Annotated in this window: 21 protein-coding genes, 1 tRNA gene and 2 pseudogenes; 11 read left to right on the top strand and 13 right to left on the bottom strand. The window is 59.1% G+C overall.

What is annotated here, in order from left to right:
- Nucleotides 1-79 precede the first annotated feature (79 nt).
- A complete protein-coding gene (locus tag HQ945_RS13435) occupies nucleotides 80-934 on the top strand; it encodes a YihY/virulence factor BrkB family protein (protein ID WP_027231359.1) in 855 nt (284 codons plus the stop codon).
- Here HQ945_RS13435 and HQ945_RS13430 read toward each other — a convergent pair.
- Nucleotides 901-1,785 (bottom strand): DMT family transporter, encoded by an 885-nt coding sequence (locus HQ945_RS13430; RefSeq protein ID WP_113281446.1) that lies wholly within the window; start codon nucleotides 1,783-1,785, stop codon nucleotides 901-903. The genes HQ945_RS13435 and HQ945_RS13430 overlap by 34 nt on opposite strands.
- A gap of 64 nt (nucleotides 1,786-1,849) precedes the next feature.
- Nucleotides 1,850-2,713 (bottom strand): tRNA glutamyl-Q(34) synthetase GluQRS, encoded by an 864-nt coding sequence (gene gluQRS, locus HQ945_RS13425; protein WP_113281465.1) that lies wholly within the window; start codon nucleotides 2,711-2,713, stop codon nucleotides 1,850-1,852.
- Nucleotides 2,714-2,789: 76 nt separating this feature from the next.
- On the opposite strand from gluQRS, the gene HQ945_RS13420 reads away from it, so the two are divergent.
- Both HQ945_RS13420 and HQ945_RS13415 read left to right on the top strand, forming a co-directional pair.
- Complete coding sequence (locus HQ945_RS13420; RefSeq protein ID WP_113281447.1) at nucleotides 2,790-3,434, top strand: DNA-3-methyladenine glycosylase family protein; 645 nt, start codon at nucleotides 2,790-2,792, stop codon at nucleotides 3,432-3,434.
- A 108-nt stretch (nucleotides 3,435-3,542) separates the two neighbouring features.
- The gene (locus HQ945_RS13415) at nucleotides 3,543-4,100 is read left to right on the top strand and encodes an HNH endonuclease (protein WP_027231363.1); all 558 of its coding nucleotides are present in this window, start codon (nucleotides 3,543-3,545) and stop codon (nucleotides 4,098-4,100) included.
- Nucleotides 4,101-4,190: 90 nt separating this feature from the next.
- Here the strand turns inward: HQ945_RS13415 and HQ945_RS13410 are convergent, their stop codons facing one another.
- Entirely contained in the window at nucleotides 4,191-4,709 is a 519-nt protein-coding gene (locus HQ945_RS13410; RefSeq protein WP_051614774.1) for a disulfide bond formation protein B, read from the bottom strand.
- Between the two features lie 21 nt (nucleotides 4,710-4,730).
- A complete protein-coding gene (locus HQ945_RS13405; RefSeq protein WP_027231365.1) occupies nucleotides 4,731-5,321 on the bottom strand; it encodes a YqaA family protein in 591 nt (196 codons plus the stop codon).
- A gap of 245 nt (nucleotides 5,322-5,566) precedes the next feature.
- Between HQ945_RS13405 and HQ945_RS13400 the strand changes: the two genes are divergently transcribed.
- Nucleotides 5,567-5,651 (top strand) — tRNA-Leu (locus HQ945_RS13400).
- Nucleotides 5,652-5,767: 116 nt separating this feature from the next.
- On the opposite strand, the pseudogene HQ945_RS23195 reads toward HQ945_RS13400, so the two are convergent.
- Together HQ945_RS23195 and HQ945_RS13390 are read right to left on the bottom strand one after the other, a co-directional pair.
- Nucleotides 5,768-6,043, bottom strand: a pseudogene (locus HQ945_RS23195) (YkvA family protein); the annotation flags it as partial.
- Nucleotides 6,044-6,054: 11 nt separating this feature from the next.
- On the bottom strand, nucleotides 6,055-6,480 hold the full coding sequence (locus tag HQ945_RS13390) for a MerR family transcriptional regulator (protein ID WP_081815718.1): 426 nt from the start codon (nucleotides 6,478-6,480) through the stop codon (nucleotides 6,055-6,057).
- A 67-nt stretch (nucleotides 6,481-6,547) separates the two neighbouring features.
- Here HQ945_RS13390 and HQ945_RS13385 point away from each other — a divergent pair, with 67 nt between their 5' ends.
- Nucleotides 6,548-8,779: a heavy metal translocating P-type ATPase gene (locus tag HQ945_RS13385; protein WP_174208180.1), complete on the top strand. Its 2,232-nt coding sequence runs from the start codon at nucleotides 6,548-6,550 to the stop codon at nucleotides 8,777-8,779.
- Between the two features lie 236 nt (nucleotides 8,780-9,015).
- Here the strand turns inward: HQ945_RS13385 and HQ945_RS13380 are convergent, their stop codons facing one another.
- The 4 genes and pseudogenes from HQ945_RS13380 to HQ945_RS13365 form a co-directional block, all read right to left on the bottom strand.
- Nucleotides 9,016-9,174 carry a hypothetical protein gene (locus HQ945_RS13380; protein WP_162737243.1) on the bottom strand — a complete coding sequence of 53 codons (159 nt, stop codon included), beginning with the start codon at nucleotides 9,172-9,174 and terminating at the stop codon, nucleotides 9,016-9,018.
- A gap of 29 nt (nucleotides 9,175-9,203) precedes the next feature.
- Nucleotides 9,204-9,663, bottom strand: a pseudogene (locus HQ945_RS13375) (transporter); the annotation flags it as partial.
- 105 nt (nucleotides 9,664-9,768) lie between these two features.
- Nucleotides 9,769-10,581, bottom strand: a complete 813-nt coding sequence (locus HQ945_RS13370; protein ID WP_091921295.1) for a hypothetical protein — start codon at nucleotides 10,579-10,581, stop codon at nucleotides 9,769-9,771.
- 84 nt (nucleotides 10,582-10,665) lie between these two features.
- The gene (locus tag HQ945_RS13365) at nucleotides 10,666-11,622 is read right to left on the bottom strand and encodes a GlxA family transcriptional regulator (RefSeq protein ID WP_091921297.1); all 957 of its coding nucleotides are present in this window, start codon (nucleotides 11,620-11,622) and stop codon (nucleotides 10,666-10,668) included.
- Nucleotides 11,623-11,696: 74 nt separating this feature from the next.
- On the opposite strand from HQ945_RS13365, the gene HQ945_RS13360 reads away from it, so the two are divergent.
- Together HQ945_RS13360 and HQ945_RS13355 are read left to right on the top strand one after the other, a co-directional pair.
- A complete protein-coding gene (locus tag HQ945_RS13360) occupies nucleotides 11,697-12,383 on the top strand; it encodes a DJ-1/PfpI family protein (protein WP_113281450.1) in 687 nt (228 codons plus the stop codon).
- 126 nt (nucleotides 12,384-12,509) lie between these two features.
- Complete coding sequence (locus HQ945_RS13355; protein ID WP_246272683.1) at nucleotides 12,510-13,502, top strand: alpha/beta hydrolase family protein; 993 nt, start codon at nucleotides 12,510-12,512, stop codon at nucleotides 13,500-13,502.
- A gap of 28 nt (nucleotides 13,503-13,530) precedes the next feature.
- Here the strand turns inward: HQ945_RS13355 and bspF are convergent, their stop codons facing one another.
- From bspF to secA, 3 genes are all read right to left on the bottom strand, one after another.
- The gene (bspF, locus tag HQ945_RS13350; RefSeq protein ID WP_174208177.1) at nucleotides 13,531-14,817 is read right to left on the bottom strand and encodes a type IV secretion system effector crotonyl transferase BspF; all 1,287 of its coding nucleotides are present in this window, start codon (nucleotides 14,815-14,817) and stop codon (nucleotides 13,531-13,533) included.
- Complete coding sequence (locus tag HQ945_RS13345) at nucleotides 14,817-16,238, bottom strand: lipopolysaccharide biosynthesis protein (RefSeq protein ID WP_174208176.1); 1,422 nt, start codon at nucleotides 16,236-16,238, stop codon at nucleotides 14,817-14,819. The genes bspF and HQ945_RS13345 overlap by 1 nt, the downstream gene beginning before the upstream one ends.
- Nucleotides 16,239-16,387: 149 nt before the next feature.
- The gene (gene secA, locus HQ945_RS13340) at nucleotides 16,388-19,114 is read right to left on the bottom strand and encodes a preprotein translocase subunit SecA (RefSeq protein WP_091921302.1); all 2,727 of its coding nucleotides are present in this window, start codon (nucleotides 19,112-19,114) and stop codon (nucleotides 16,388-16,390) included.
- A 266-nt stretch (nucleotides 19,115-19,380) separates the two neighbouring features.
- Here secA and HQ945_RS13335 point away from each other — a divergent pair, with 266 nt between their 5' ends.
- The 4 genes from HQ945_RS13335 to HQ945_RS13320 all read left to right on the top strand — a co-directional run bounded on the left by HQ945_RS13335 (nucleotide 19,381) and on the right by HQ945_RS13320 (nucleotide 22,815).
- Nucleotides 19,381-20,304: a peptidylprolyl isomerase gene (locus tag HQ945_RS13335; protein ID WP_174208175.1), complete on the top strand. Its 924-nt coding sequence runs from the start codon at nucleotides 19,381-19,383 to the stop codon at nucleotides 20,302-20,304.
- 77 nt (nucleotides 20,305-20,381) lie between these two features.
- On the top strand, nucleotides 20,382-21,623 hold the full coding sequence (argJ, locus tag HQ945_RS13330; protein ID WP_113281454.1) for a bifunctional glutamate N-acetyltransferase/amino-acid acetyltransferase ArgJ: 1,242 nt from the start codon (nucleotides 20,382-20,384) through the stop codon (nucleotides 21,621-21,623).
- Between the two features lie 27 nt (nucleotides 21,624-21,650).
- Entirely contained in the window at nucleotides 21,651-22,406 is a 756-nt protein-coding gene (locus HQ945_RS13325) for a GNAT family N-acetyltransferase (RefSeq protein ID WP_027229673.1), read from the top strand.
- On the top strand, nucleotides 22,399-22,815 hold the full coding sequence (locus HQ945_RS13320; protein ID WP_027229672.1) for a (deoxy)nucleoside triphosphate pyrophosphohydrolase: 417 nt from the start codon (nucleotides 22,399-22,401) through the stop codon (nucleotides 22,813-22,815). Before HQ945_RS13325 ends, HQ945_RS13320 begins: the two co-directional genes overlap by 8 nt.
- Nucleotides 22,816-22,838 lie beyond the last annotated feature (23 nt).

The raw sequence follows: 22,838 nt of genomic DNA, 5'->3' as shown, positions 1-22,838 counted from the left end.
TTGATCCAAGACAAGAAAAGACTTCACATATTCGACCGCGCCTTGCAATCTTGGGCTTCACAGGGGGCAATCATCGCCGATGCGTAAAGTGTTTGGGTTTCTCCGGCGTGTGGTCGCCGATGCGCTGGGGCATTTCCTGACCGACGACGGTTGGGCGCTTGCCAGCCATGTCGCCCTTTCCGGCATCCTGGCGCTGTTCCCGTTCCTAATTTTTGCGACGTCGCTTGCGAGCTTTCTTGGCGCCAGCGCCTTCACCGATACGGCCGTGCACGTCATCTTCGATACCTGGCCCGATGTCATCGCAAGGCCGATAGCGCAGGAGGTCCGCAACGTCCTCAACGTGCAGCGCGGCGGACTGCTCACGGTCAGCGTTATCGCGGCGGCCTATTTCGCCTCCAACGGCATCGAAGCGCTGCGCGTTGCCCTTAACCGGGCCTACCGCGTCATCGATACGCGCTCGATCATCTTCTGCCGGCTGCAAAGTCTCGGATTCGTAATGGTCGCGACGATCGGCATCATGGCGATCAGTTTTCTGCTCGTCCTTGCACCGCTCGCTCTGCGCATTGCAACACGCTGGATACCGGAACTTGTGCTCGTATCGGGTACGATCGTCTTCTGGCGCTATGTCATTGCTACGGCGGTGCTTGTCGTCGGTCTCCTCGTTGTGCACCTCTGGCTGCCAGCCGGGCAGAGGCGGTTTGTCGACATCCTGCCGGGCATTCTCATCACCCTGATCGCATGGACCGTTGGCGCGACCATTTTCGCAAGCTATCTCGAGACCTTCGCCTCGTATGTGACGACCTATGCGGGTCTTGCCTCGATCATGGTCGCTATCGTCTTCCTCTATATCATCGCCGCGATCTTCATCATCGGCGCTGAGGTCAATGCGGCGATCATCCGCTACCGCGAAGGCAAGGCAGCGGAACGTCTCTGACCCGTCGACAGCGCCACTCCGAGCGTGGCAATCGCCATGCCGATAAGCTGGAAATGTGTCAGCGTTTCTCCGAACAATACATAGGCCATGAGCGCGGTGACGCCCGGCACGAGATAGAACAACGAAGCGACCTTGGAAACGGCGCCTTGCTTGATCAGGATCATAAGAAGCAGCACGGCACCGATCGAAAGCACGAAGACCAGCCAGAACATCGCAAAGGCAAGCGGGGCGGCCCAGGTGACTTGATGTGTTTCAAGGACCAGGGATAGCAACCCCATCAGCACCGCGGCACCGAAATATTGCAGAGCCGTCCCCGCCTTCAGATCGATCGCGCCGACGAAGCGCTTTTGCCATACGGTGCCGGCGCTGATGGCGATAACCGAGACGATCGATGCGGTAACAGTGGCGGGCGTGATCCCGTCCGACGAGACAGAGAGCTTCGGCGAGAGCACCATGGCGACGCCGGCGAAACCGACGGCCAGACCGGCCCAATGGCGGGGCTGGATAGTCTCGCCAAGTGCAACACCGGCAATCAGTGCGGTGATGAGCGGCTGCAGGCCGACGACCAGCGCCGACATGCCGGCGGGCAGGCCCTGGTGGATCGCCCAGAACACGGCGCCGAGATAGACACCGTGGATGAGACAACCGGCAATGATGGCATGCATCGCCCCGCGTCTGCCCGGCCATGCATTGCCCGTGACCGCGACCCAGACGCCGAGGATCGTGCCAGCGATAAGAAAACGGAGCGTCAAGAACAGGAATGGCTCCATATACGGCATCGCATAGCGCGCGCCAATGAAGCCTGTGGCCCAGAGCAGAACGAAGAGTGCAGGGAAAAGACGAACGGGCATGTCGGGAGACCGGCGGAACGAGGATGGCAGGGCTGTTTATACCCGAACGATGCGTAGCGAAAGGTCAGAGGCCGACCATGGCGAAAATCTGCTGACCCGTCACTCCCGCTTGCCGCAATTCCCGCAGAGACGTGTCCTTGCGGCTTTTCGACAGTTTCTCGCCGTCACGGTCAAGTATCAGTGCATGATGGTGGTAGACCGGCGGCTCGATCTCCAGCAAATGTTGCAGGATCCTATGGACGCTGGTGCTCTGGAAGAGATCCCTGCCGCGCACGACATGGGTTACTCCCTGCGCGGCATCATCGATGACAACCGACAGATGGTAGCTCGTAGGCACATCCTTACGGGCAATAATGACATCGCCCCAATCCTGCGGACGCGCTTCGACACTGCTTTCGCCAGCTCCTTCTTCGTGCCAGCTTAGCGGAGCCGGAATCGCCGCCAGCGCCCGCTCCATGTCGAGGCGCAGCGCATAGGGAGAACCGTCTTCGATGCGCCGAGTACGCTCGTCCTGCGAAAGCTTCCGGTCATTGGGCGGATAGAGCAATGCGCCGTCCGGATCGCGCGGCCAATGCTGAATGCCGCCTCCAGTCGTTTCGGCAATCCGCCTGACTTCACCGCGGCTGAGAAACGCCGGATAGACGAAACCCATATCGGTCAACCGCTGCAGCGCTTGCTGGTAGACCGGGAAATGCTCCGACTGGCGGCGAACGGGCTCCTCGAAGGTGATGCCAAGCCAGCGCAGATCCTGGAGCATGGCCGCATCGAGTTCCGGCGAGCAGCGCTCGCGGTCGATGTCTTCGACGCGCAGAAGCAGGCGGCCGCCACTTTCGCGCGCCATCTTCTGGTTGAGAAGTGCCGAATAGGCGTGGCCGAGATGCAGGTATCCATTGGGGCTAGGCGCAAAGCGAAAGACAGGAACTGTCATGAGCGTGAACTGGTGTCCTTGCGTGACCATATGCGCGGGTTGATACTGTGTTTTCCCGACGATTCAAAGTGACGACATGCGCAGGATAGATACGCTCGATGACGTGGCCGAAGGCCTGACCGCATTGCTCAAGGCTCACCCCGAGCTGGCGGCAGTTGCGGAACGGGCAGGGCCTTTACCGCTGCGCCGCTCCGAGCCCGGCTTTGCCAGCCTTGCTTCGGTCATCGTTTCGCAACAGGTTTCCAAGGCGAGCGCCGCATCGATATGGTCGCGGCTCATAGGGCTCATCGATCCGCTGACACCGCAAAACTACCTTGCGGCCGGCGAGCAGGCGTGGCGCGCAGCCGGCCTTTCACGCGCCAAGCAGGAGACCCTCGCGCGGATCAGCGAGGCGATCATTGCCGGGGAGCTCGACCTTCTCGATCTTTGCGAGCGGCCGATCGAGGAGGCCATGGCGCTGATGACGCGTATCAAGGGTGTGGGGCCGTGGACGGCGGAGGTCTACCTCCTGTTCTCGGCCGGGCATGCGGATGTGTTCCCGTCGGGCGACGTTGCGCTGCAGCACGCCTATGCCCACGCCTACAGCGAATCAGCCCGGCCCGATTCCAAGGCGCTGCAGCGTTTTGCCGAAAGATGGTCGCCCTGGCGCGGGGTGGCGGCCCGGCTTTTCTGGGCCTATTATGCCGCGACGCGTGGCCGCGACGGCACACCAATCGCATGAATTTGATATAGCGGCGTTTTTCGCTGCATAAGCGAGCAATTCGCTTCACATTCTTGTCACGTCCAGCTTACAATAATAGGGCCTGATGGTTGGATTGGAGTTGATTCCTTGACAATAGCCGTCTCGCCGGACGGGTTGCCGGCACTGGTGCTCAATGCGGATTATCGTCCGCTCAGTTACTATCCCTTGTCGCTCTGGTCATGGCAGGACGCGATCAAGGCGGTGTTTCTCGACCGTGTGAACATCGTCGCCGAGTATGAGCACGAGGTGTCGTCGCCTTCCTTCGCCATGCGGCTGCCGAGCGTCGTTTCGCTGAAGACCTACATCAAGCCGTCGCGCAACCCTGCCTTTACCCGGTTCAACGTCTTCCTGCGTGACCGGTTCGAGTGCCAGTATTGCGGTTCGGAAGAAGACCTGACCTTTGATCATGTGATCCCACGTTGCGCCGGTGGTGAGACGATCTGGGAAAATGTCGTCGCCGCCTGTTCGCCGTGCAACCTTCGCAAGGGCGGGCTGATGCCAGACCGCGCCAAAATGTGGCCGCGGCAGAAGCCATTCCAGCCGACGGTGCACGACCTTCACAACAATGGACGGCTCTTCCCGCCAAACCACCTGCACGACAGCTGGATGGATTATCTCTACTGGGATGTCGAACTGGAGCCTTGAGGGTTCCGGCCGTCGGTCCCTGCGCCGCGCCTGGCTATTTTTTGCTGAGCTCTCTGCGATGCATAATTTGCTCAGCAGATTGGCAAGGGCTTAACCCCGCCTCATCGCTCCACGAAACGCCACGACAACCAGAATAAGGCTGGCGATGGCGTTCCAGCCGGCAAATGACAGGCCGAGCACGCGCAGGGCGGCGGTGTCGCATGCCGGTGGATGGACTGCGTTGAGGTCACTTAGCAGATTGCCGGCATCGGTGGTGATGGACATTGCGACCGCGGTGCAATCCGTCGGTCCCGCCCAGAACTTCCACTCGACGCCTGCATGGAAGATTGCAAGGCCAAGCCCGATCAACATGAGGATGCCGCCCAATGCGATCAGCAGCCGTGTCAGGCCTGACGGCCAGCGCAGGAGAGAGGCGACGACGGCAAGCGCCATGAGCGGTATGCCGGCATAGTAGGGATAGCGCTGCTCGAGGCAGAGCTTGCAGGGCAGGTAGCCGCCCACATACTGGAAGGCCAGCGCCGACCCGACCGTCACTATCATTGCGGCGAGAAGGAACAAAGCGGTCCGGAAATGCGTCGAACTCATCGCGGGTGCCGTTGCCATTGTCATGATGCGCGAAGCGTCCTCGAACTATAGATGATAATAGTGGAATACGGCGTAGAGCAAAATCAGCACCGCAGCGGCTGCACCGGCGATGAGGCCGAGCCGCTTTTCGATGAAATGGCGGATCGGTTCGCCATAGCGGCGCAGGAGCCAGGCGAGGAAGAAGAACCGCGCCCCGCGTGCAAGAATTGCCGATCCGATGAATACCCAGATGTTGATCGCAGCAGCGCCGGAGAGGATCGTCACCACCTTGATCGGGGGCAGATGCGCAAGGCCGGAGGTGATGAGCAGCAGGAGGATCGCATCTGCGCTGGTCGAGCCGCGCAGCGCCTCGAAAGCATCGAGCTTGCCGTACATTTCGAGAATGGGTTTTGCCAGTGTCTCATAGGCGTAATAGCCGAGAAGCCAGCCGGCAATGCCACCGAGCACCGAGGCGACCGTCGCCACGAGCGCATAACGATAGGCGCGCTCCGGCCGTGCCAGCGCCATGGGAAGATAGAGGACGTCGGCGGGAACGAGGAAAACCGAACTCTCCACGAAGGCGATGATGGCGAGCCAGACTTCCGCGGATTTGCGCGCGGCGAGCGACATCGTCCAATCATAGAGTTTGCGAAGCATATGGCGGTTCCTGTCCGGGGAAGTTGTTCGAGAAAGTCGGTGATCCTTAGAGCAAACTTCACCCAAATGGAATCGCTGCAGTCGATTTTTGCCAGCCAGGCTGCTTCGCCTCTACTTGTGGCCCGCGCGACCGGCAACACACGAGTGCGTTATCGCGAGAAATTGGCGGAATGGTGTTGACCGCGGGCCGCTCCAGCATGTATTTGGCTTTGACGGTGCGGTTCGCCGCACCCGAAGCTTTTGCGGCCCCCTTGGCGGAATTGGTAGACGCGCCTGACTCAAAATCAGGTTCCGAGAGGAGTGCTGGTTCGATTCCGGCAGGGGGCACCATAAGCACCAAAAATCCTGCATCTCTTTAATCCTGCACTGAAAATCGTCCTCCGGCTACTGTTTGGCGTACTGATTGAGAACCTGCTATGAAATGCAGATGATGGAGCTAGTCCCTCTCGACCAGTTGCGTCGTCATGAAACTCTTCCATCAGTGCTGGCGGGATGAGCGCGACAGCGATTAGTATGCCCGCCGGGACTATCAGTAGATCATTGAGGTATCCGAGTACTGGAATGAAGTCCGGGATCAGATCGATAGGAGAAAGAGCGTACGCGGCCACAGCTCCCGCTACGAACTTTGCGAGCAGAGGTGTTCGAGGGTCTCGTGCTGCAATCCAAAGAGCCACAATGTCCCGCTTGATCCTTCTTGCCCATAGCTTTACGTCGGCAAGCATGAAGCGCCCTTTCAGTGATGGCCATGAATGCATCGGTCATGATTGGCGAGGGTCTCAATCACACGGCATTCTTTGACGCGACCATGGCTGCATTGCTCAAGCATCGTCTCTAACTCGACTTTCAGAGCATTGAGGCTATTGATACGTTGATCGACGTCCTGAAGTCGGGCAATGACTATCTGGTCGGCTGTACCACAGGGCTGATTGGGATCGTCCTGCAGAACCAGCAATGTCTTGATGGCATCGATCTCGAAGCCAAGCTCGCGTGAATGGCGAATGAAAGCCAGTCGCTGTACCTCGTCCTTCCTGTAGTTCCTTCGGTTGCCCTCGGTGCGTTCAGGGGCCGGTAATAAGCCAATCTGCTCGTAGTAGCGTATCGTTGGCACCTTCACTCCACTGCGTCTCGCAGCCTCGCCTATGGAAATTTGTTCCGACATTTGCGCTTGCTCCTCTAGTCGCTAGAGGATGTAGGCTGGTCAGTGGAGAAGTCAATGGAGCTGACAGATGGATACGGCATCAACGCAGACGAGGTTTCGCGTAGAGGGAATGGATTGCGCTGGTTGCGCGTCAAAGATCGACACGGCTGCGCGTAGGCTCTCTGACATTGAAGACGTCTCGGTGTCGGTCAGTGCTGGGACTATGACAGTGATGCATGGAGCAAAGGCGGACCTGCAGGAGCTTCAAAAGAGCATTGCAAGGCTGGGCTACACGATTGCCCCAATCGGCAGCAGCGATGTTCGTAGAGAGAAGGCATCGCTGGACGACATTTCTCATGACCACGCGGACCACGATCACTCCAAGCATGATCACGCAAAAGAGCAAGCAGATGGCTTATCGGGGCTGCATGGGCATGACCATGGACCTTCGTCAGGGCCTTGGTGGCGAAGCAAGAAGGCCCACCTGACCATCGCAAGCGGACTGGCGCTGGTGGCCGCCTATGGGCTTGGCAAATTGTTTCCTGACATTTCGCAGTGGGCATTTGCCGTCGCAATGCTCGTGGGTCTCCTGCCAATTGCTCGTAGGGCACTGATGGCGGCGCTTGCAGGTACTCCATTCTCCATTGAGATGCTGATGACGGTTGCCGCCGTTGGAGCTGTGATCATTGGAGCCGGGGAAGAAGGAGCCGCAATTGTGTTCCTGTTCCTCGTTGGGGAACTTCTGGAGGGCGTAGCGGCTGGTAGGGCTCGGGCGAGCATTCAGGGGTTGGCCAACCTTGTACCGAAGACAGCTCTGGTTGAACGCGAGGGACAGACCGTGTCCATTGCGGCCGACAAGTTGGCTATCGGTGATGTGGTGCTTGCTCGTCCAGGCGACCGGATACCCGCCGATGGTGACATCACTGAAGGCACCAGCGAGATTGATGAAGCACCCGTAACCGGCGAAAGCACGCCAAAGCGCAAGACCGCTGGCGATAGTGTCTTCGCAGGTACCATCAATACGGATGGTTTGCTGCGTATTCGTGTCACAGCAACCTCAGCTGACAACACGATAGCTCGCGTGGTGCGTCTGGTGGAGGAAGCCCAAGAGAGTAGGGCACCTACGGAACGTTTCATTGATCGGTTCTCGCGCTACTACACGCCAAGCGTTATGGTCGTTGCGACCCTCGTCGCTGTTGTCCCTCCCATGGTGATGGGAGGCTCTTGGGTTGATTGGGTCTACAAGGGCCTCGCAATCCTGCTGATCGGCTGTCCATGTGCCCTAGTCATCTCCACACCAGCTGCAATCGCGGCAGGGCTGTCGGCAGGGGCACGACGCGGTCTTCTGCTGAAGGGAGGGGCCGTCCTTGAGACAATCGGGAAGATCACTGCGGTTGCATTCGACAAGACTGGAACGCTGACCGAGGGCAAGCCGGTCGTCACGGACATCATCTCGTTCGGACATGCTGAACGGCAAATATTGTCCCTCGCGGCCGCCCTCGAAACAGGGTCAAGCCACCCGCTCGCCAACGCCATCCTCGCCAAAGCGACCGCAGAGAATGTACCCATTCCACCTGCAACAGCTGCGACAGCACTCTCCGGAAAAGGCGTCGAAGGCAACGTCGGTGGTCAGAGGGTCTTCTTGGGCTCTGCCCGTGCGGCAACGGACATGGTTCAACTTTCCATGGATCAGCGCCATGCGGTGGAAAGATTGAATGAAGCTGGCAAGACAGTATCCATCCTGATCGTCGCAGGTGAAGTAGCGGGATTTATTGCGATGCGGGATGAGCCCCGTCAGGACGCCGCGCAAGGGCTAGAGATGCTCCGAAATAACGACATCAAGACCGTCATGTTGACCGGTGACAACCGGAGGACCGCAGAGGCAATTGCAGACGAATTGGGCATTGAAGCAAAGGCCGAACTCATGCCTGAAGACAAGCAACGCACTGTGAGCGAAATGAAACGCGAGGGGCTTATTGTTGCCAAAGTTGGCGATGGCATCAACGATGCACCTGCGCTTGCAGCAGCCGATGTTGGAATTGCAATGGGCGGCGGTACCGACGTTGCACTGGAGACAGCAGATGCAGCCATATTGCATGGCCGCGTAATAGATGTGTGGAACATGATCGATCTTTCGAGACAGGTCATGGGGAATATCCACCAGAACATCACCGTCGCGCTGGGTCTGAAGGCAGTGTTCCTCGTCACCACGATTGTCGGCATCACCGGGCTGTGGCCCGCCATCCTTGCCGACACGGGTGCGACCGTCATCGTAACCGCGAATGCCATGAGGTTGTTGGGCTGGCGGGGGGCAAAATAAATTGGAAGCGGGGTACTGATTTCACATAGTACGAGGTACTGTTCAAACGCGCAGACCTACCGGGCGAGCTTCCTTCAAGGTATTAATATTGTTGATGGATTTTCTGTTGGTGGTAGGGTTCGATTTTGCCCAAGATGGACCGGCAGGGGGCACCGATGCACCACCCGAACAATCTGGAAATTGCGTGCGTCACCGGTTCGGGCATGCCCCACCGAGAGCCCCAGCCATGCGGCAGGTCACACCCTGTCGTCTACTCTCGGCGTGCAGTTTGTGAAGACCCGGGCATTGATGTCCGTCGGCCTGTCGCAAAATCTGAGGGGGCTTACATTGGCGCTCGACGTGCAACCCGAAAGGCCGATAAGTGTGAGTGCAAGGAGCATCGTCAAACGGATCATGTCTCAGGTCTCCTGCAATTTATGTGGACTTACTTTGTGAACAGGAACGTAACCACAAAGCGTGCACCCCAACCTTCAGGCCCATCTTTCGGGCTGGCGGCCCAATAGCGGACCCCGCTGCCGATGCTCACCGGTTGGTCGCCGATCTTCACCAGTTTGGAGACATCCAAGTTGATCGGGATGGACCACTCGCTGCTCTGCCAATCATAGTTCGACTTCGAGCCAAGTTCAAATGTCCATGCATCCTTGGTCGTATAGTCGATGAACGGCTGGACAAAGCTCGTGCTGATATCGGTTCGGTTCCTGCCACCGGCAAATGACCAGAGATGGTTGGCAAGCAGGCCGTAAGTCCAGAACTGCGACTGTTTCAGCACGACGACTGTTGGGCCGGCACCCCATTTTTTCACCGCCGAGAAGGTCGTTCGTTGCCGTGGGTAAAAGGAAAATCGGGCCCGCGCCCCGGATAATGCCGTCATCCGTTGGCCGCGACGACGTCATCAAAACATCTCCAGCTCAAATAAGATCTTTCAGATCAAATCTGCTGCATGCAATAAGTGCAACCGTCATCGACGTGGTCTGTATTAGCCAGCCCGTCTATTTTCCCTTTGGAAACAGGAAAGTGACGACAAAGCGTGCCCCCCAGCCATCGGGGCCATTCTCCGGGCTCTCGGCCCAGTAGCGCACGCCGGCCGTGAAGCTTACCGGCTGCTTGTCGAATTTGACCAGTTTGGCGACCGTCAGGTTGATCGGCACCGACCACTGGTCTTCATCCCAATTGTAGGTCGACTCGGTGTTGACGCCGAATGTCCAGGCATCGGGGGTCGTATAGGACAGGAAGGGTTGCAGGAAAGTCGCGTTAACGTCACTGCGGTCGTCATCGCCGGCAAACGACCAGATGTGGTTGGCGAGCGCGCCGAAGGTCCAGGGGCCCTCCTGCTTGAGCACGACCCCCGTCGGACCCGCACCCCATTTCTCGCCGCCGAGGAGATCATCGGTCGCGGTCGGCAAGAGGAAGGCTGGTCCAACGCCCCAGATAACGCCGCCAAGACCCGGCTTCTTTGGTGAAAAGAAGAAGCTCTGCGTGGTGTCGCCAAGGCCGAATTGATGGCCCGAAGGCCCGGCAATGTCGTCCTGCCAGACAACAGGCAGGATGGTGCGCGAAATTACGTTCCAATCCTCGTTGAGGGTGAAAGGAATGACCGGCTGGATGTTGATCGTATACTTGCTGCCGTCTTCAGGCCCATAGCCGCCGTCGTAATTGGCCTGAAACGGCACGCTGATCATCGCGGCCACCGGATTGGAGAGTTTCTTGGCGAGATCGGCGGTCGATTCCTGCGCCTGTGCCCCCAACACTGTTGTTGTCAGAAGGAGCGGGAGGATCAGGCCATGCGCAAATACAGGTTTCATATCACAACCCCCAAACGCAATACGTTACTAGAAATACAAATCAGAGGTTACATTAGGCAAGGCCAATGGATTTGCCAATAAGGTTCAAAAACGTTCGCGATAGGCTTGTGGCGTGATGCCGACATAGCGCAGGAAGCAGCGTCGCATTGTCTCGTCCGAGCCAAAGCCGCAATGTGCGGCCACACGCCCGACGGAGTTGCCCTGTTCCAGCATCCGCCGCGCCGTTTCGAACCTGATTTGTTCGACCCCGCGTGCCGGCGTCAGTCCGGTCTCGCTCAGGTAGTGGCGACAAAAGCTGCGGGCACTCATGTTAGCTTGTTCCGCCAGCCGGATGAGCGAAAGGTCCGAACGCAAATTTTCGAGGATCCAGGCGTGCAGGCGGTCGAAGCGCGTGGCGCTCTCCTGCAGGACAAGTGTCGCGCTGAATTGCGACTGACCGCCCGGGCGTTTGAAAAACACCACCAGTTGGCGGGCAACGGCGAGTGCTGCCTCACGTCCCAGATCGGCCTCGACGAGCGCGAGGGCGAGATCTATCCCGGCCGTTACCCCAGCGGATGTCCAGAAGGCTCCGTCCCTGATGAAAATCGGATCGGGTTCAAGCCTGACATCAGGAAAGCGTTGCGAAAATTCGGCGCAACGCTGCCAATGGGTCACGGCTCGCCGACCGTTGAGGACGCCCGTCGTGGCGAGGAGAAAGGCGCCGCTACAAACCGAGACCGTGCGGCGCGCTTGCGCGGAACTCTGTCCGACCCATTCGACAAGCTCGGGGTCTTCGCAAGCGGCGTTGACGCCCCAGCCGCCGGGGATCACCAATGTGTCGAGGTGGCGGCAATGTTCGGGTAAGGGCTCGGCCGCCAGCACCAACCCTGAGCTTGTGCGTATTTGTGACGACATTCCGACGATGGTCAGCCTGTAGGGCGCCGGGGCGCTGCGGGCGGCGGCGAAGTCGTTTGCGCTCGAAAAAACCTGGAGCGGACCGGATATGTCCAGCACCTGAGCGTCGGCAAAAGCCAATATTTCGATATTGCGCGCGTTTGGCATGAAATGTGGGGCCTTTGGCAAACTTGCCAAAGTCTGATGTCGTAAACTGCCAGAAGTCAATAAGGAGTTTGCCCATGTCTTTTCGCTTTGGATTTCTTGTTTTTCCAAATGTCCAGCAACTCGATCTTACCGGTCCATATGAAATGTTCGCCTCTGCCACGGGTGCGCAGATGCACCTTGTCTGGAAGGATCTCGCCACGGTACGCTCGGCAACTGGCCTCATGCTGACGCCGACACATACGCTCGCCGATTGCCCTCAGCTCGATGTGATCTGCATACCGGGCGGGGCCGGCGTCAACGCATTACTCCTGGATGAAGACGTGCTGCAATTTGTGCGCGAACAAGCTGCTGGCGCGCGTTACGTGACCTCGGTCTGTACGGGGGCACTCGTCCTCGGCGCTGCAGGACTGCTAAAGGGGAAGCGGGCGACAACGCATTGGAATGCAGTCGATTATCTCGCCCGTTTCGGCGCGACCCATGTCGAGGCCCGCATCGTCAAGGACGGAAATCTCATCACCGCCGGCGGAGTAACTGCAGGGATAGATTTCGGGTTGGCGGTCGTCGCAGAACTCATGGGGCAGCAGGAGGCAGAACGCGTCCAGCTTTCGCTCGAATATGATCCGCATCCGCCATTTTCCTCAGGCACCCCCCGGCAGGCTTCGCCGCAGCTCCTGGCCTTGGCGAGAGAGCGCATCGCTCCGTCGATTGCCGCACGCGAGGCGATTGTCGCCGAGTGGGAGAAGCGGACGGCGACGGTCTGAAGTATAGCGGCAATTTACACGGCATGATTGTAACGCATTGAAAATGCGAAACTTTTCGAATTGGCGATTGAGGAATGGGAACGTCCGGGCGTATATTCGAGGTAAATGTCCTGGAGATCGCAGAGATTGAACGATTATTACAGATGGCTTAATTTCAAATCGCTTCGCCTCGCTGTGGCGGCACTAACTGTTGGTGTACTGGCATCCGCCGCCGCTGCCGCGCCGGAATGTCACGAGACGAAGCGGCCAGACGGCAGCACCATCAACTGGTACCTCGACAGGCCGGAGAATGCCAGGGCTGGCATCATCATCCTCGCGCAAGGCTCGGGGTGCCAGTCGGCATTGGCCAGCAAGAATCTGGGTGTTGCACGGAAGGCGTTTCCCGGCTTCGCCGCCCTCATGGTCGACAAGTATGGGGTTGGTCCGGGGGATGACCCAGCCGACCCGTTCGACAAGGGATGTTCGGAGACGTTCCGTGCCCACCACACGATGGGGCAGCGCGTCGCGGACTATAAGCAGGTTTTGACGCCGCTCCGCGACGAGACCTGGTGGGACGGCAAAATCGTCCTGTTCGGAGGTTCCGAGGGAGGCGGTGTCGCCGCCCGCCTTGCTCCGGAAATCGATGCCGACGCGGCCGTCCTCCTATCGACGGGAGGCGGCGTTACATTCGGTGAGATGGTGCGGCAGTCGATCATGGATGAAATGGCGCGGAATGCGGTCCCCAGGGACCAATGGCCGCCAGTCGATGAAGCTTTCAGAAAGGCGCGGGAGAACCCCCAAAGCAGCGAAGTGTGGGCTGGATCGAGCTACCGCTTTTGGGCTGACGCCATAGATCGCCGCGCTGTGGATGCAATGCTTCTGTCGAAGTCCGCACTTTTGCTTATCCAGGGTGGCAAGGACGATTCCACCCCGGTCGCCAATGCTAGATCGGTGGCGGATCTCTTTGCAAAAAATGAACGGTGTAATCTTACATACTGGGAATTTCCGAGCTTCGACCACGGAATGGTGGATCTGGACGGCCGAAACCGGATGTCAGAGGTCCTGTCGCTGAGCGCCGCATGGGTGAACACCCAGTTGGCCCAAGGTAGGACAACGGCGTCATGCGCGGCTCCCAAGTAAGCGCCGGGCGGCACGCACTCGCAGCGAACTACTTCCGCCGGGTGAAATCCCGTATCCGCTCACGCAGGGCGCGGGCAAGGTTCTGGGTGCGTCGGTAGAGGTGGAGTTGCGACGCCGCCTGGCGTGCGGCGCGGTCAGCTCCGGGCGTCAGTCCGATCACCAGCGTCCCGATCAATTCGCGCTCGCGAAAGAGGCGAGAGGCGACGGGGTGGTCGGGGATGGCGCAAGAGTCGGTCCGGTCGATGTTCGGATCGTCGAGGTGGTTCTTCAGCATCTCGATCATCAGGAGCACCCCTGGCGAATAGGCGCCGAGGCTTTCATCGTATGCGGTTTTCCAGGTCCAGGCTTCGCCGGCTTCGACAAAAACGACGAGAACGGCGATGGTCTTGCCGTCGAGTTCAAGCGCGTGGATGCGCGCCAGATCGCGTCCTGCGAGGTTGTTGACAGCTTCCCGGGCAAAGGCGGCGCGGAAACGATCGACGGCCATCGCCGAGCCGCGCTGGCCCTTCCAGCCGCTCGCTTCAAGGGCCAGAAACTCTTCGAGCTTGAGGCGAATGTCTTCTTCGCTGCGGCTGACGGTGGAGGTCAGCTTGCCCTTTTCGGCGAGGCGGCGCCACAGGCGCCGGTACTCCTTGGCGTGGCGGGTGCCGATGGCTTCGCGCAGATAATCGTCGCCGTCGAGCTTGCTTTCGATGAAGGGCCGCTCGACCTGGTTGACGGTTTCGATCGTAAGGTCGCGGTCCATGGCAACCGAGCGGATCAACTGCGCCACCGGCCGGTTGAGGAGCATGTCGGGCAAGACCAGGATCTGCGGCAGCTTCAAATGCTTGCGGCCGATCATGTCGAAGAAATCATTGAGCACGCCGATCGGGTCATCGCGGTCGATCAATGGCGTTCCCTGCGGGCCAAACGAAGTCGCCCAGCCACGGATGATCGAGGCCGAAAGGGCAAAGCCAGGCCTTTCGATCGTATAGGGCATGACGAAGCGCAGCCGGCTCTTGGCGTCGTTTTCGTCGCGCACGACCATCAGGCGCACCTGCCTGTCGTCAAGGCGAGGCATGGCCGGGGCAAGGAAGCGCGGATTGAAGAAGATATTCGGCTCGACGGTGCGGTAGGTCAGGTAGTCGAGTTCTTCGAGAAGTTCGAAGCCGGCGGACGCCGAATAGACCGAGAGCTTGCGCGGCACGCCTCGATTGCCGAGCGATTCCTCGATCTGCTTTGCCGCATCCCCCGGATTGTCGAAGCCGGAAAGCTGCGCAATGATCTGTGCGGACGGGCCAGCGGCCAATTCTTCGAGAAGGGGTGTGGCTGCCATCAGATTTCTTCCTTGGCGGGCTTGGCTTCAGACCTGCCGGCAAAAACAAACATTGTTATGCCCAGGCGATAATAGACGGTCAGTGACAGGGTCGCCGCTTCAAACACCATTGAGAATGCGGTGGCGCAGGCGGCGCCCGCCAGGCCATAGATCGGGATCAAAAGTATGCTGAGACAGATGTTTACGACAAGCGTCACTGCGTAGACCGTCGCGCAGATGTTCTGTCTGCCGGCCATATTGAGAAGGCTCTCCGCCGGGCCGACCGATGCACGGGCGACGACGCCGATCACCATGATGAAAAGCAACGGATAACCATCGGTGAACTGCGCGCCGAAAAGGTAAAGAAGCGGCTTGCCGGCAACGAGCAGCAGCATCGCCATGGCGAGCGAAGGCCAGAAAGTCCAGCGCGCCGTATCGCGGGCGAATTGCCCGAGCTCCGCCTGGTTGTGGCTCTGCATCAGCTCGGAATAGCGTTGCGCCGCCCCGGCCTTTACTGAAAAATAGACGAAATGCACGAGCGCCAGAAGTTTCACCGTGGCAAAGTAGGTTGCGACTTTCTCGGGATCGAGGAAGCGGCCTACCATCAGGACATCTGCATTGGTCAGCAGGAAGAAGAAGCCTTCGACGAGGAAAATCGGCAGGGATACCGCAAACCAGTGGCCGAACTCTATGGTCCTTGGGCCAGGCTCCACCACCGTCTTGAACCGGTGCCGGACGACGAGGAACTGGAACAGGCTCGTCGCATAGGTGGCGATGATCGCCGAGATGATGGCGGTCATCGCGGTCGGGGCAAAACCCGTCACATGGCCGATGCTCATGACGATGAGGGTGAGGATGGGGCGGACGATATAGGTTGGGGTGAGGGCGACAAGCGCCCACGAGCGCGAGCGCGCCGTGCCGTCGAGGGTATCGCCAAGTGCAATCATCGGCAGGCAGATAAAGCCCGCGATAAACGGCGCGACGTAATAGGATTCGAGCCTGTCTCGGAAGATATAGACGCCGGCCGCGCCGATAAGCGCAACCAGGGTGGTAAGGCCGACGGCAAACGTCTTGCTGGTGAATAGAATGCCGCGCAGATGGTTCAGCTGGCCGCGCTCTAGATATTCCGGGACGAAGCGGATGACGGTGGTCTGGAAGCCGAGGCAGGAAAGGTTTCCAAGGATGACCACCGTCACCCAGACGAGCACGAAGATGCCGTATTCGAACTGGCCCATCCAGCGCGCGAAGATCACCTGCGAAATCAGGGCGATCATGGCGCTGAAAATGCGAACGGAAAAAGCGATAAGCGAGACGCGCTGCGCAACGGCATGCTGGTTCGATCCGTCGAACAGCTGGTCGAGGCGTAAAAGCCACGGATTAAGCTGCTCCGACAGTCGTTTTGGCAATAGAAGGTCTGCAGTTCGTACCGCAGAAATTCGCAAAGGCCGCTCCACTTGTTCAACCCTGGGTATTAGTCCGTAAACGTTTAGAAACGGTTCGGAATGTCAACGCCCCGAAGGTGTGCGCTCACAGGAGAAAAAAGGCCGCGTGGTGAGCGCGGCCCTTTTCATAAGTCATTGATCGGGCGACTTCAGACGAAGGCGCCGTGGCAATGCTTGTACTTCTTGCCGGAACCGCAAGGGCAGGCCTCGTTGCGGCCGACCTTGCCCCAGGTTTTCGGATTGTTAGGATCGCGGTCGGCGGGGTCTACCACCCGAAGATCTTCCTGCACCGCGAGGACGCTGCCTTCGCCAAAATCATCTTCGCCGGTGAAGCCGTCGATGTGATGGCCTTCCATGACCGGGAGCGCCGGTTCAGGGGCGGCTGCGGCTTCGCGCACGAGTTCGACACGCATCAGTTGCGAGGTCACGTTCTGGCGCAAGTTGACGAGCATCGTCTGGAAGAGCTCGAAGCCTTCGGTCTTGTACTCGTTGAGGGGATCGCGCTGCGCATAGCCGCGGAAGCCGACGACCGAACGCAAATGGTCGAGATTGACCAGATGCTCGCGCCAAAGCGCATCGAGCGACTGGAGGATTACCGACTTCTCGACATAGGCCATGATCTCGGGGCCGAAACGCTCGGCGCGATCTGCCGCCGCCTTTTCGACCGCCTCTGTCAGGCGCTCGCGAATGTCGTCCGGCGTAATGCCGTCCTCGAGCGCCCATTCGGTGACGGGCAGGTCGAGATTGAGGATGTTACGGACGTCCTCATCGAGCTGCTTGATGTTCCACTGCTCGGCATAGGCGCCTTCCGGCGTATGACGGGCGAGAAGGTCGTCGATGACGTCCTCGCGCATTTCCCTGGTGGTCTGGCTGAGATCGGTGCCATCCATCAATTCGATGCGCTGTTCGAAGATCACCTTGCGCTGATCGTTCATCACGTCGTCGTATTTTAGAAGGTTCTTGCGGATGTCGAAGTTGCGCGCCTCGACCTTCTTCTGCGCCTTTTCGAGCGCCTTGTTGATCCAGGGGTGGACGATGGCTTCGTCCTCCTTGAGGCCGAGCTTCTGCAGCATGCCGTCCATGCGCTCGGAACCGAAAATGCGCATGAGGTCGTCCTGCAGCGACAGGAAGAACTTCGAGCGGCCGGGGTCGCCCTGACGGCCGGATCGGCCACGCAGCTGGTTGTCGATGCGGCGGCTTTCATGGCGCTCGGTAGCAAGAACGTAGAGACCGCCGGCGGCAAGTGCCTTTTCCTTCAGCCGCGCAATATCGGCGCGGATTGCGGCTTCCTTGGCGCTGCGCTCGTCGCCTGCCGGCATATCGTCCAGTTCGGCCTTGATCCGCATGTCGAGATTGCCGCCGAGCTGGATATCAGTACCGCGACCGGCCATGTTCGTGGCGATGGTCAGCGCACCCGGGACGCCCGCCTGCGCGACGATGAATGCTTCCTGCTCATGGTAACGGGCGTTCAGGACCTGGAAGTCCTTGAAGCCTTCCTTGCGCAGGCGTTCGGCAAGCAGTTCGGACTTCTCGATCGACGTCGTTCCGACGAGGACCGGCTGGCCCTTGCCTGTCGCTTCGCGGATGTCACGGATGATAGCCTTGTATTTCTCCTCGACGGTCCGGTAGACCTCGTCGTCCTCATCCTTGCGCTGGACGGGAAGATTGGTCGGAATTTCGGTGACTTCGAGGCCGTAAATATTGGCAAACTCTTCGGCTTCCGTCGAAGCGGTACCGGTCATCCCTGCTAGCTTCTTGTACATGCGGAAGTAGTTCTGGAAGGTGATGGATGCCAGCGTCTGGTTTTCGGGCTGGATCGTCACATGTTCCTTGGCTTCGAGTGCCTGGTGCAGGCCTTCCGAGAAACGGCGGCCCGGCATCATGCGGCCGGTGAACTCGTCAATGATGACGATTTCGTCGCCGCGGACGATGTAGTCCTTGTCTTTCTGGAACAGCTTGTGGGCGCGCAACGCATTGTTGACGTGGTGCACCACCGCAACGTTCTCGATGTCGTAAAGGCCTTCGCCCTTGAGGTGGCCGGCATCGCGCAGCAGATTTTCGAGCTTCTCGGTGCCTTCTTCGGTGAAGATCGCGGTCTTCTGCTTTTCGTCGACTTCGTAGTCTTCCGGTTTCAACGGCAGGATGAACGTGTCGATCAGATTGTAGAAGTCGGAGCGGTCGTCGAGCGGACCGGAAATGATGAGCGGCGTGCGCGCCTCATCGACGAGGATCGAATCCACTTCGTCGACGATCGCGTAGTTGTGGGGCCGCTGCACCATCTGCGCGCGCTCATACTTCATGTTGTCGCGCAGATAATCGAAGCCGAGTTCATTATTCGTGGCGTAGGTGATATCGGAATTATAGGCCGCTGCGCGTTCCTCGTCGTCGAGACCATGAACGATGATGCCGTAGGTCAGGCCGAGGAAATTGTAGACCTGGCCCATCCAGTGCGCGTCACGCGTTGCAAGGTAATCGTTCACAGTCACGACGTGAACGCCCTTGCCTTCGAGGGCGTTCAGGTAGACGGGCAGCGTTGCAACCAGCGTCTTGCCTTCGCCGGTGCGCATTTCCGCAATGCCGCCATGGTGTAGCACCATGCCGCCAATCAACTGCACGTCGAAGGGGCGCATGCCGAGGACACGCTTGGCCGCCTCGCGTGCGACCGCGAATGCCGGTACCAGCAGGTCGTCGAGCTTGGTGCCTTCGGCGAGCTTCGCGCGGAATTCCGCGGTCTTCGCCTTCAGTTGTTCGTCGGTAAGTGATGACATTTCCGCTTCAAGCGCATTGATTTCCTCAACGCGAGGTTTGAAGCCTCTGACACGGCGCTCGTTCGAGGAGCCGAAAATCTTGCGGGCAAGGCCGCCGAAACTGACCATCCCTGGTCCTCTCTAATCCGTTTTGCCAGGAAACCCGGCATTTAATGGCGCCCGCCGCCCGCATGAAGCATGCCTGTTACAATACGGACACCAAGCCAAATCTATAAGCGTATGGTTGCCAAGCTATCTGGACGCAAAGCCGATGGACAGATAAGAGGGGTCCCGAATTATGTCAATGTTGAAGCAGCAAGCGATTGATCGCTTCGCCATAGCAAAATTCTGCCGCATTCCTAGCACGTACCGGTCCTTCCGAGGAGAAATTGACCATGACGCATATACGTAAAACCCTTTCATTGATGACTGCTGCTTTGCTTTTGACCGGTGTTTCCACTCTGGCCATGGCTCAGGACGCAGGAAAAACAGAAGCTCCGAAGCCCGATGCGACCCAGGCAGAGCCCGCGAAAGTCGATCCGAACAAGGTTCTTGCGACCGTCAACGGTGAGAAAGTTACCGTGAAGGACGTAGACCAGATTGCCGCCGATCTCGATCCGCAGTTTTCGCGCCTGCCGGAAGAGCAGCGGCGTTTGGCCGCTCTTGCCGCAATCATCGACATCAAGTCGCTGGCGGCAAAGGCAGAGGCCGAGAAGCTCGACCAGACACCGGAATTCCAGGCACGCCTTGAATTCCTCAAGGATCGCGCGCTTCACAACGACTATTTCAAGCAGCAGGTCGTCGACAAGATCACCGATGCCGACATCCGGGCTCGGTACGACAAGGAAATAGCTGCCATGCCGCCGCAGAATGAGGTGCGGGCGCGCCACATTCTGGTGAAGACCAAGGAAGAAGCCGAAGCCATCATCAAGGAACTCGATGGCGGCGCATCGTTCGAGGACGTTGCCAAGGCCAAGTCGACCGATGGTTCGGCGGCCCAGGGTGGCGATCTCGGCTATTTCGGACCGGGCCAGATGGTGCCGGAATTCGAAAAGGCAGCCAACGAGCTCGAAATCGGCAAGTATACCAAGGTGCCGGTGCAGACCCAGTTCGGCTTCCACGTGATCAAGCTCGAAGACAAGCGCGTGCAGCAGCCGCCGGCATTCGACCAGGTCAAGGAGCAGGTAAAGTCGATCCTTATTCGCGAGCGCTATCTTGATCTCGTCAAGAAGGACCGCGGCGACTTGAAGATCGAATATGGCGATCCTGAAACCGAAAAGGCCATGAAGGCCGCCATGGAAGCGCAGCAGCAACAGTAATTGATAGGGACCCGGCGTTCATGCGCCGGGTCCCTATGCTCTCCCACCTTGTCAAAAGCGCTTTTCGAGGTCGCCCAATGTCTACGTCTGTCTCGCCGCTGGCACCGAAACACTATCCTGCGATGCCGGATATCCATGGGGTCAGGATCGCCACTGCCGAGGCCGGAATAAAGTACAAGGGCCGTACCGACGTCCTTATGATCGTCTTTGACAAGCCGGCAGCGGTCGCCGGCGTTTTCACCAGGTCTAAATGTCCCTCCGCTGCGGTCGATTTCTGCCGCGACAGCCTCGAAGGCGGGAAAGCGCGTGCGGTGGTGGTCAATTCGGGCAATGCCAACGCCTTTACCGGCAAGAAAGGCCGCGAATCGACCAAACTGACCGCAGCAGCAGCAGCAAAGGCCGTGGGCTGCAAAACCGGGGAAGTGTTTCTCGCGTCTACGGGCGTCATCGGCGAGCCTCTGGACGCCGGCAAGTTCAGCCATCTCCTTGCTGATATGACGAAGAAGGCCGTGCCCGGCTTCTGGCAGGAAGCCGCAAGCGCAATCATGACGACCGACACATTCCCCAAGGTCGCGACGGAAACGGTCCTGCTTGGCGGCGTACCGGTCACCATCAACGGCATCGCCAAGGGCGCCGGGATGATCGCGCCTGACATGGCGACCATGTTGTCGTTCGTTGCGACCGATGCCCCGATCGAGTCGGATGTGCTGCAGAAGCTCCTGTCGAAATCCGTAGGCAAAAGTTTCAATTCCGTTACCGTCGACAGCGATACATCCACCTCCGATACGCTTCTGCTGTTTGCAACGGGCTCGGCAGCCGAACGCGGCGCCGAGCTTGTCACCAAGGTCAAAGACAAGCGGCTGAAAGATTTCAAGAAGGCGCTCGACGGGATCCTCAAAAACCTCGCCCTGCAGGTCGTTCGCGACGGCGAGGGGGCACGCAAGATGCTTGAGATCAACGTGACCGGCGCAAAGTCCGACGGTTCGGCCAAGCGCATTGCTCTGTCGATCGCCAATTCGCCTCTCGTCAAGACCGCTGCCGCAGGCGAGGACGCCAATTGGGGCCGCATTGTCATGGCCGTTGGCAAGGCAGGCGAACCGGCCGACCGCGACCGCCTTGCCATCTGGTTCGGCGACATTCGCGTTGCCCGCGACGGTGAACGCGATCCGGACTATTCTGAAGACGCAACCTCTGATTACATGAAGAATGAGGATGTCAAAATCCGAGTCGATATAGGCCTCGGCAAGGGCAAGGCAACTGTTTGGACCTGCGACCTGACGAAGGAATATGTCGCCATCAACGGCGATTATCGCAGCTAGGCGGGCTTGCTCATACAAGGATAGCGAATGCAACTGGCGAAGATCAGACAGATTGAGGCGGTTGGATTCAGGGCTTGGCCAGCGTCCTCGGTTCATTACGATGGAAGCTGGGCCATTCGCATTACCGCGAGTCATCCCTCGAAACGGCTGAATTCGGTCAATCCGCTCGATCCCGGGGATGTTGCCGATATGGAAAATCGCGTCGCGCGCGCAGCGCAGCGCTTTCGCGCCTATGGGAGGCCGCCAACGTTCCGGCTATCGCCGCTGGCGCCACAGGAGCTCGATACCTATCTTGAAAGCATAGGTTGGGCGCGCTTCGATGAATCGATGGTCATGGTTGCCGACCTCGCGCATGTCGATGTCGGCGACGCCATCGATCAAATACCGCTCAAGGACATCGGCAGGTTCATCGATGCTTCGATCAAGGTCCAGGGAGATGATCCTTCAGTGAAGCCTGGCCTTTTCGAAGTGATCAGCGGGATCAAACCTTCAAAGGGACTTTTTGTCGTCGAGGAGAACGCCGAGCCGGTTGCAACCGCGATCGGTGTTCAGGACGGCGCTCTTGTTGGCTTGTTCAACATCAGCACCGCAGCCGAGCGCCGGCGCGCCGGGCTGGGGCGCGCGATCGTGCGCTCGGCACTGAAGTGGGCCGAACAGCACGGGGCAAAAAAGGCATGGCTGCAGGTCGAGGTCGAAAATACCGCCGCGATCGGGCTCTACGAACAATTGGGTTTCAAGGAAGCCTATCGTTACGTCTACAGACAGGCGCCCGATCATGAGTGAGCGCGTGTCGCACCCGATCCTTCTCGTTACGGCCTGCGCCCTTGTTGACGCCGACGGGCGCGTGCTCCTGACCCAGCGCCCTGAAGGCAAATCGCTCGCGGGGCTCTGGGAGTTTCCCGGCGGCAAGGTCGATCCGGGTGAAACGCCCGAAGAGAGTCTCATTCGCGAACTGCATGAAGAGCTCGGCATCACCGTCAAGCCGGCCTGTCTCGCGCCGCTAACCTTCGCGAGCCATACCTATGAGACTTTTCACCTCTTGATGCCGCTGTTCATCTGCCGCCGCTATGAGGGTATTCCCCGTCCGATGGAAGGGCAGGCGCTGAAATGGGTAAGGGCAAGAGACATGCGCGACTATCCAATGCCGCCTGCCGACATACCTCTGATCCCGTTTCTGATCGATCTCCTTTGAACACAACTGTAAATTGCCAAGTC

This window comes from Phyllobacterium pellucidum (assembly GCF_013327855.1).
Lineage (GTDB): Bacteria > Pseudomonadota > Alphaproteobacteria > Rhizobiales > Rhizobiaceae > Phyllobacterium > Phyllobacterium pellucidum.
The sequence above is the reverse complement of the archived record's forward strand: the minus strand, read 5'-3'. Positions and strand labels throughout refer to the sequence as shown.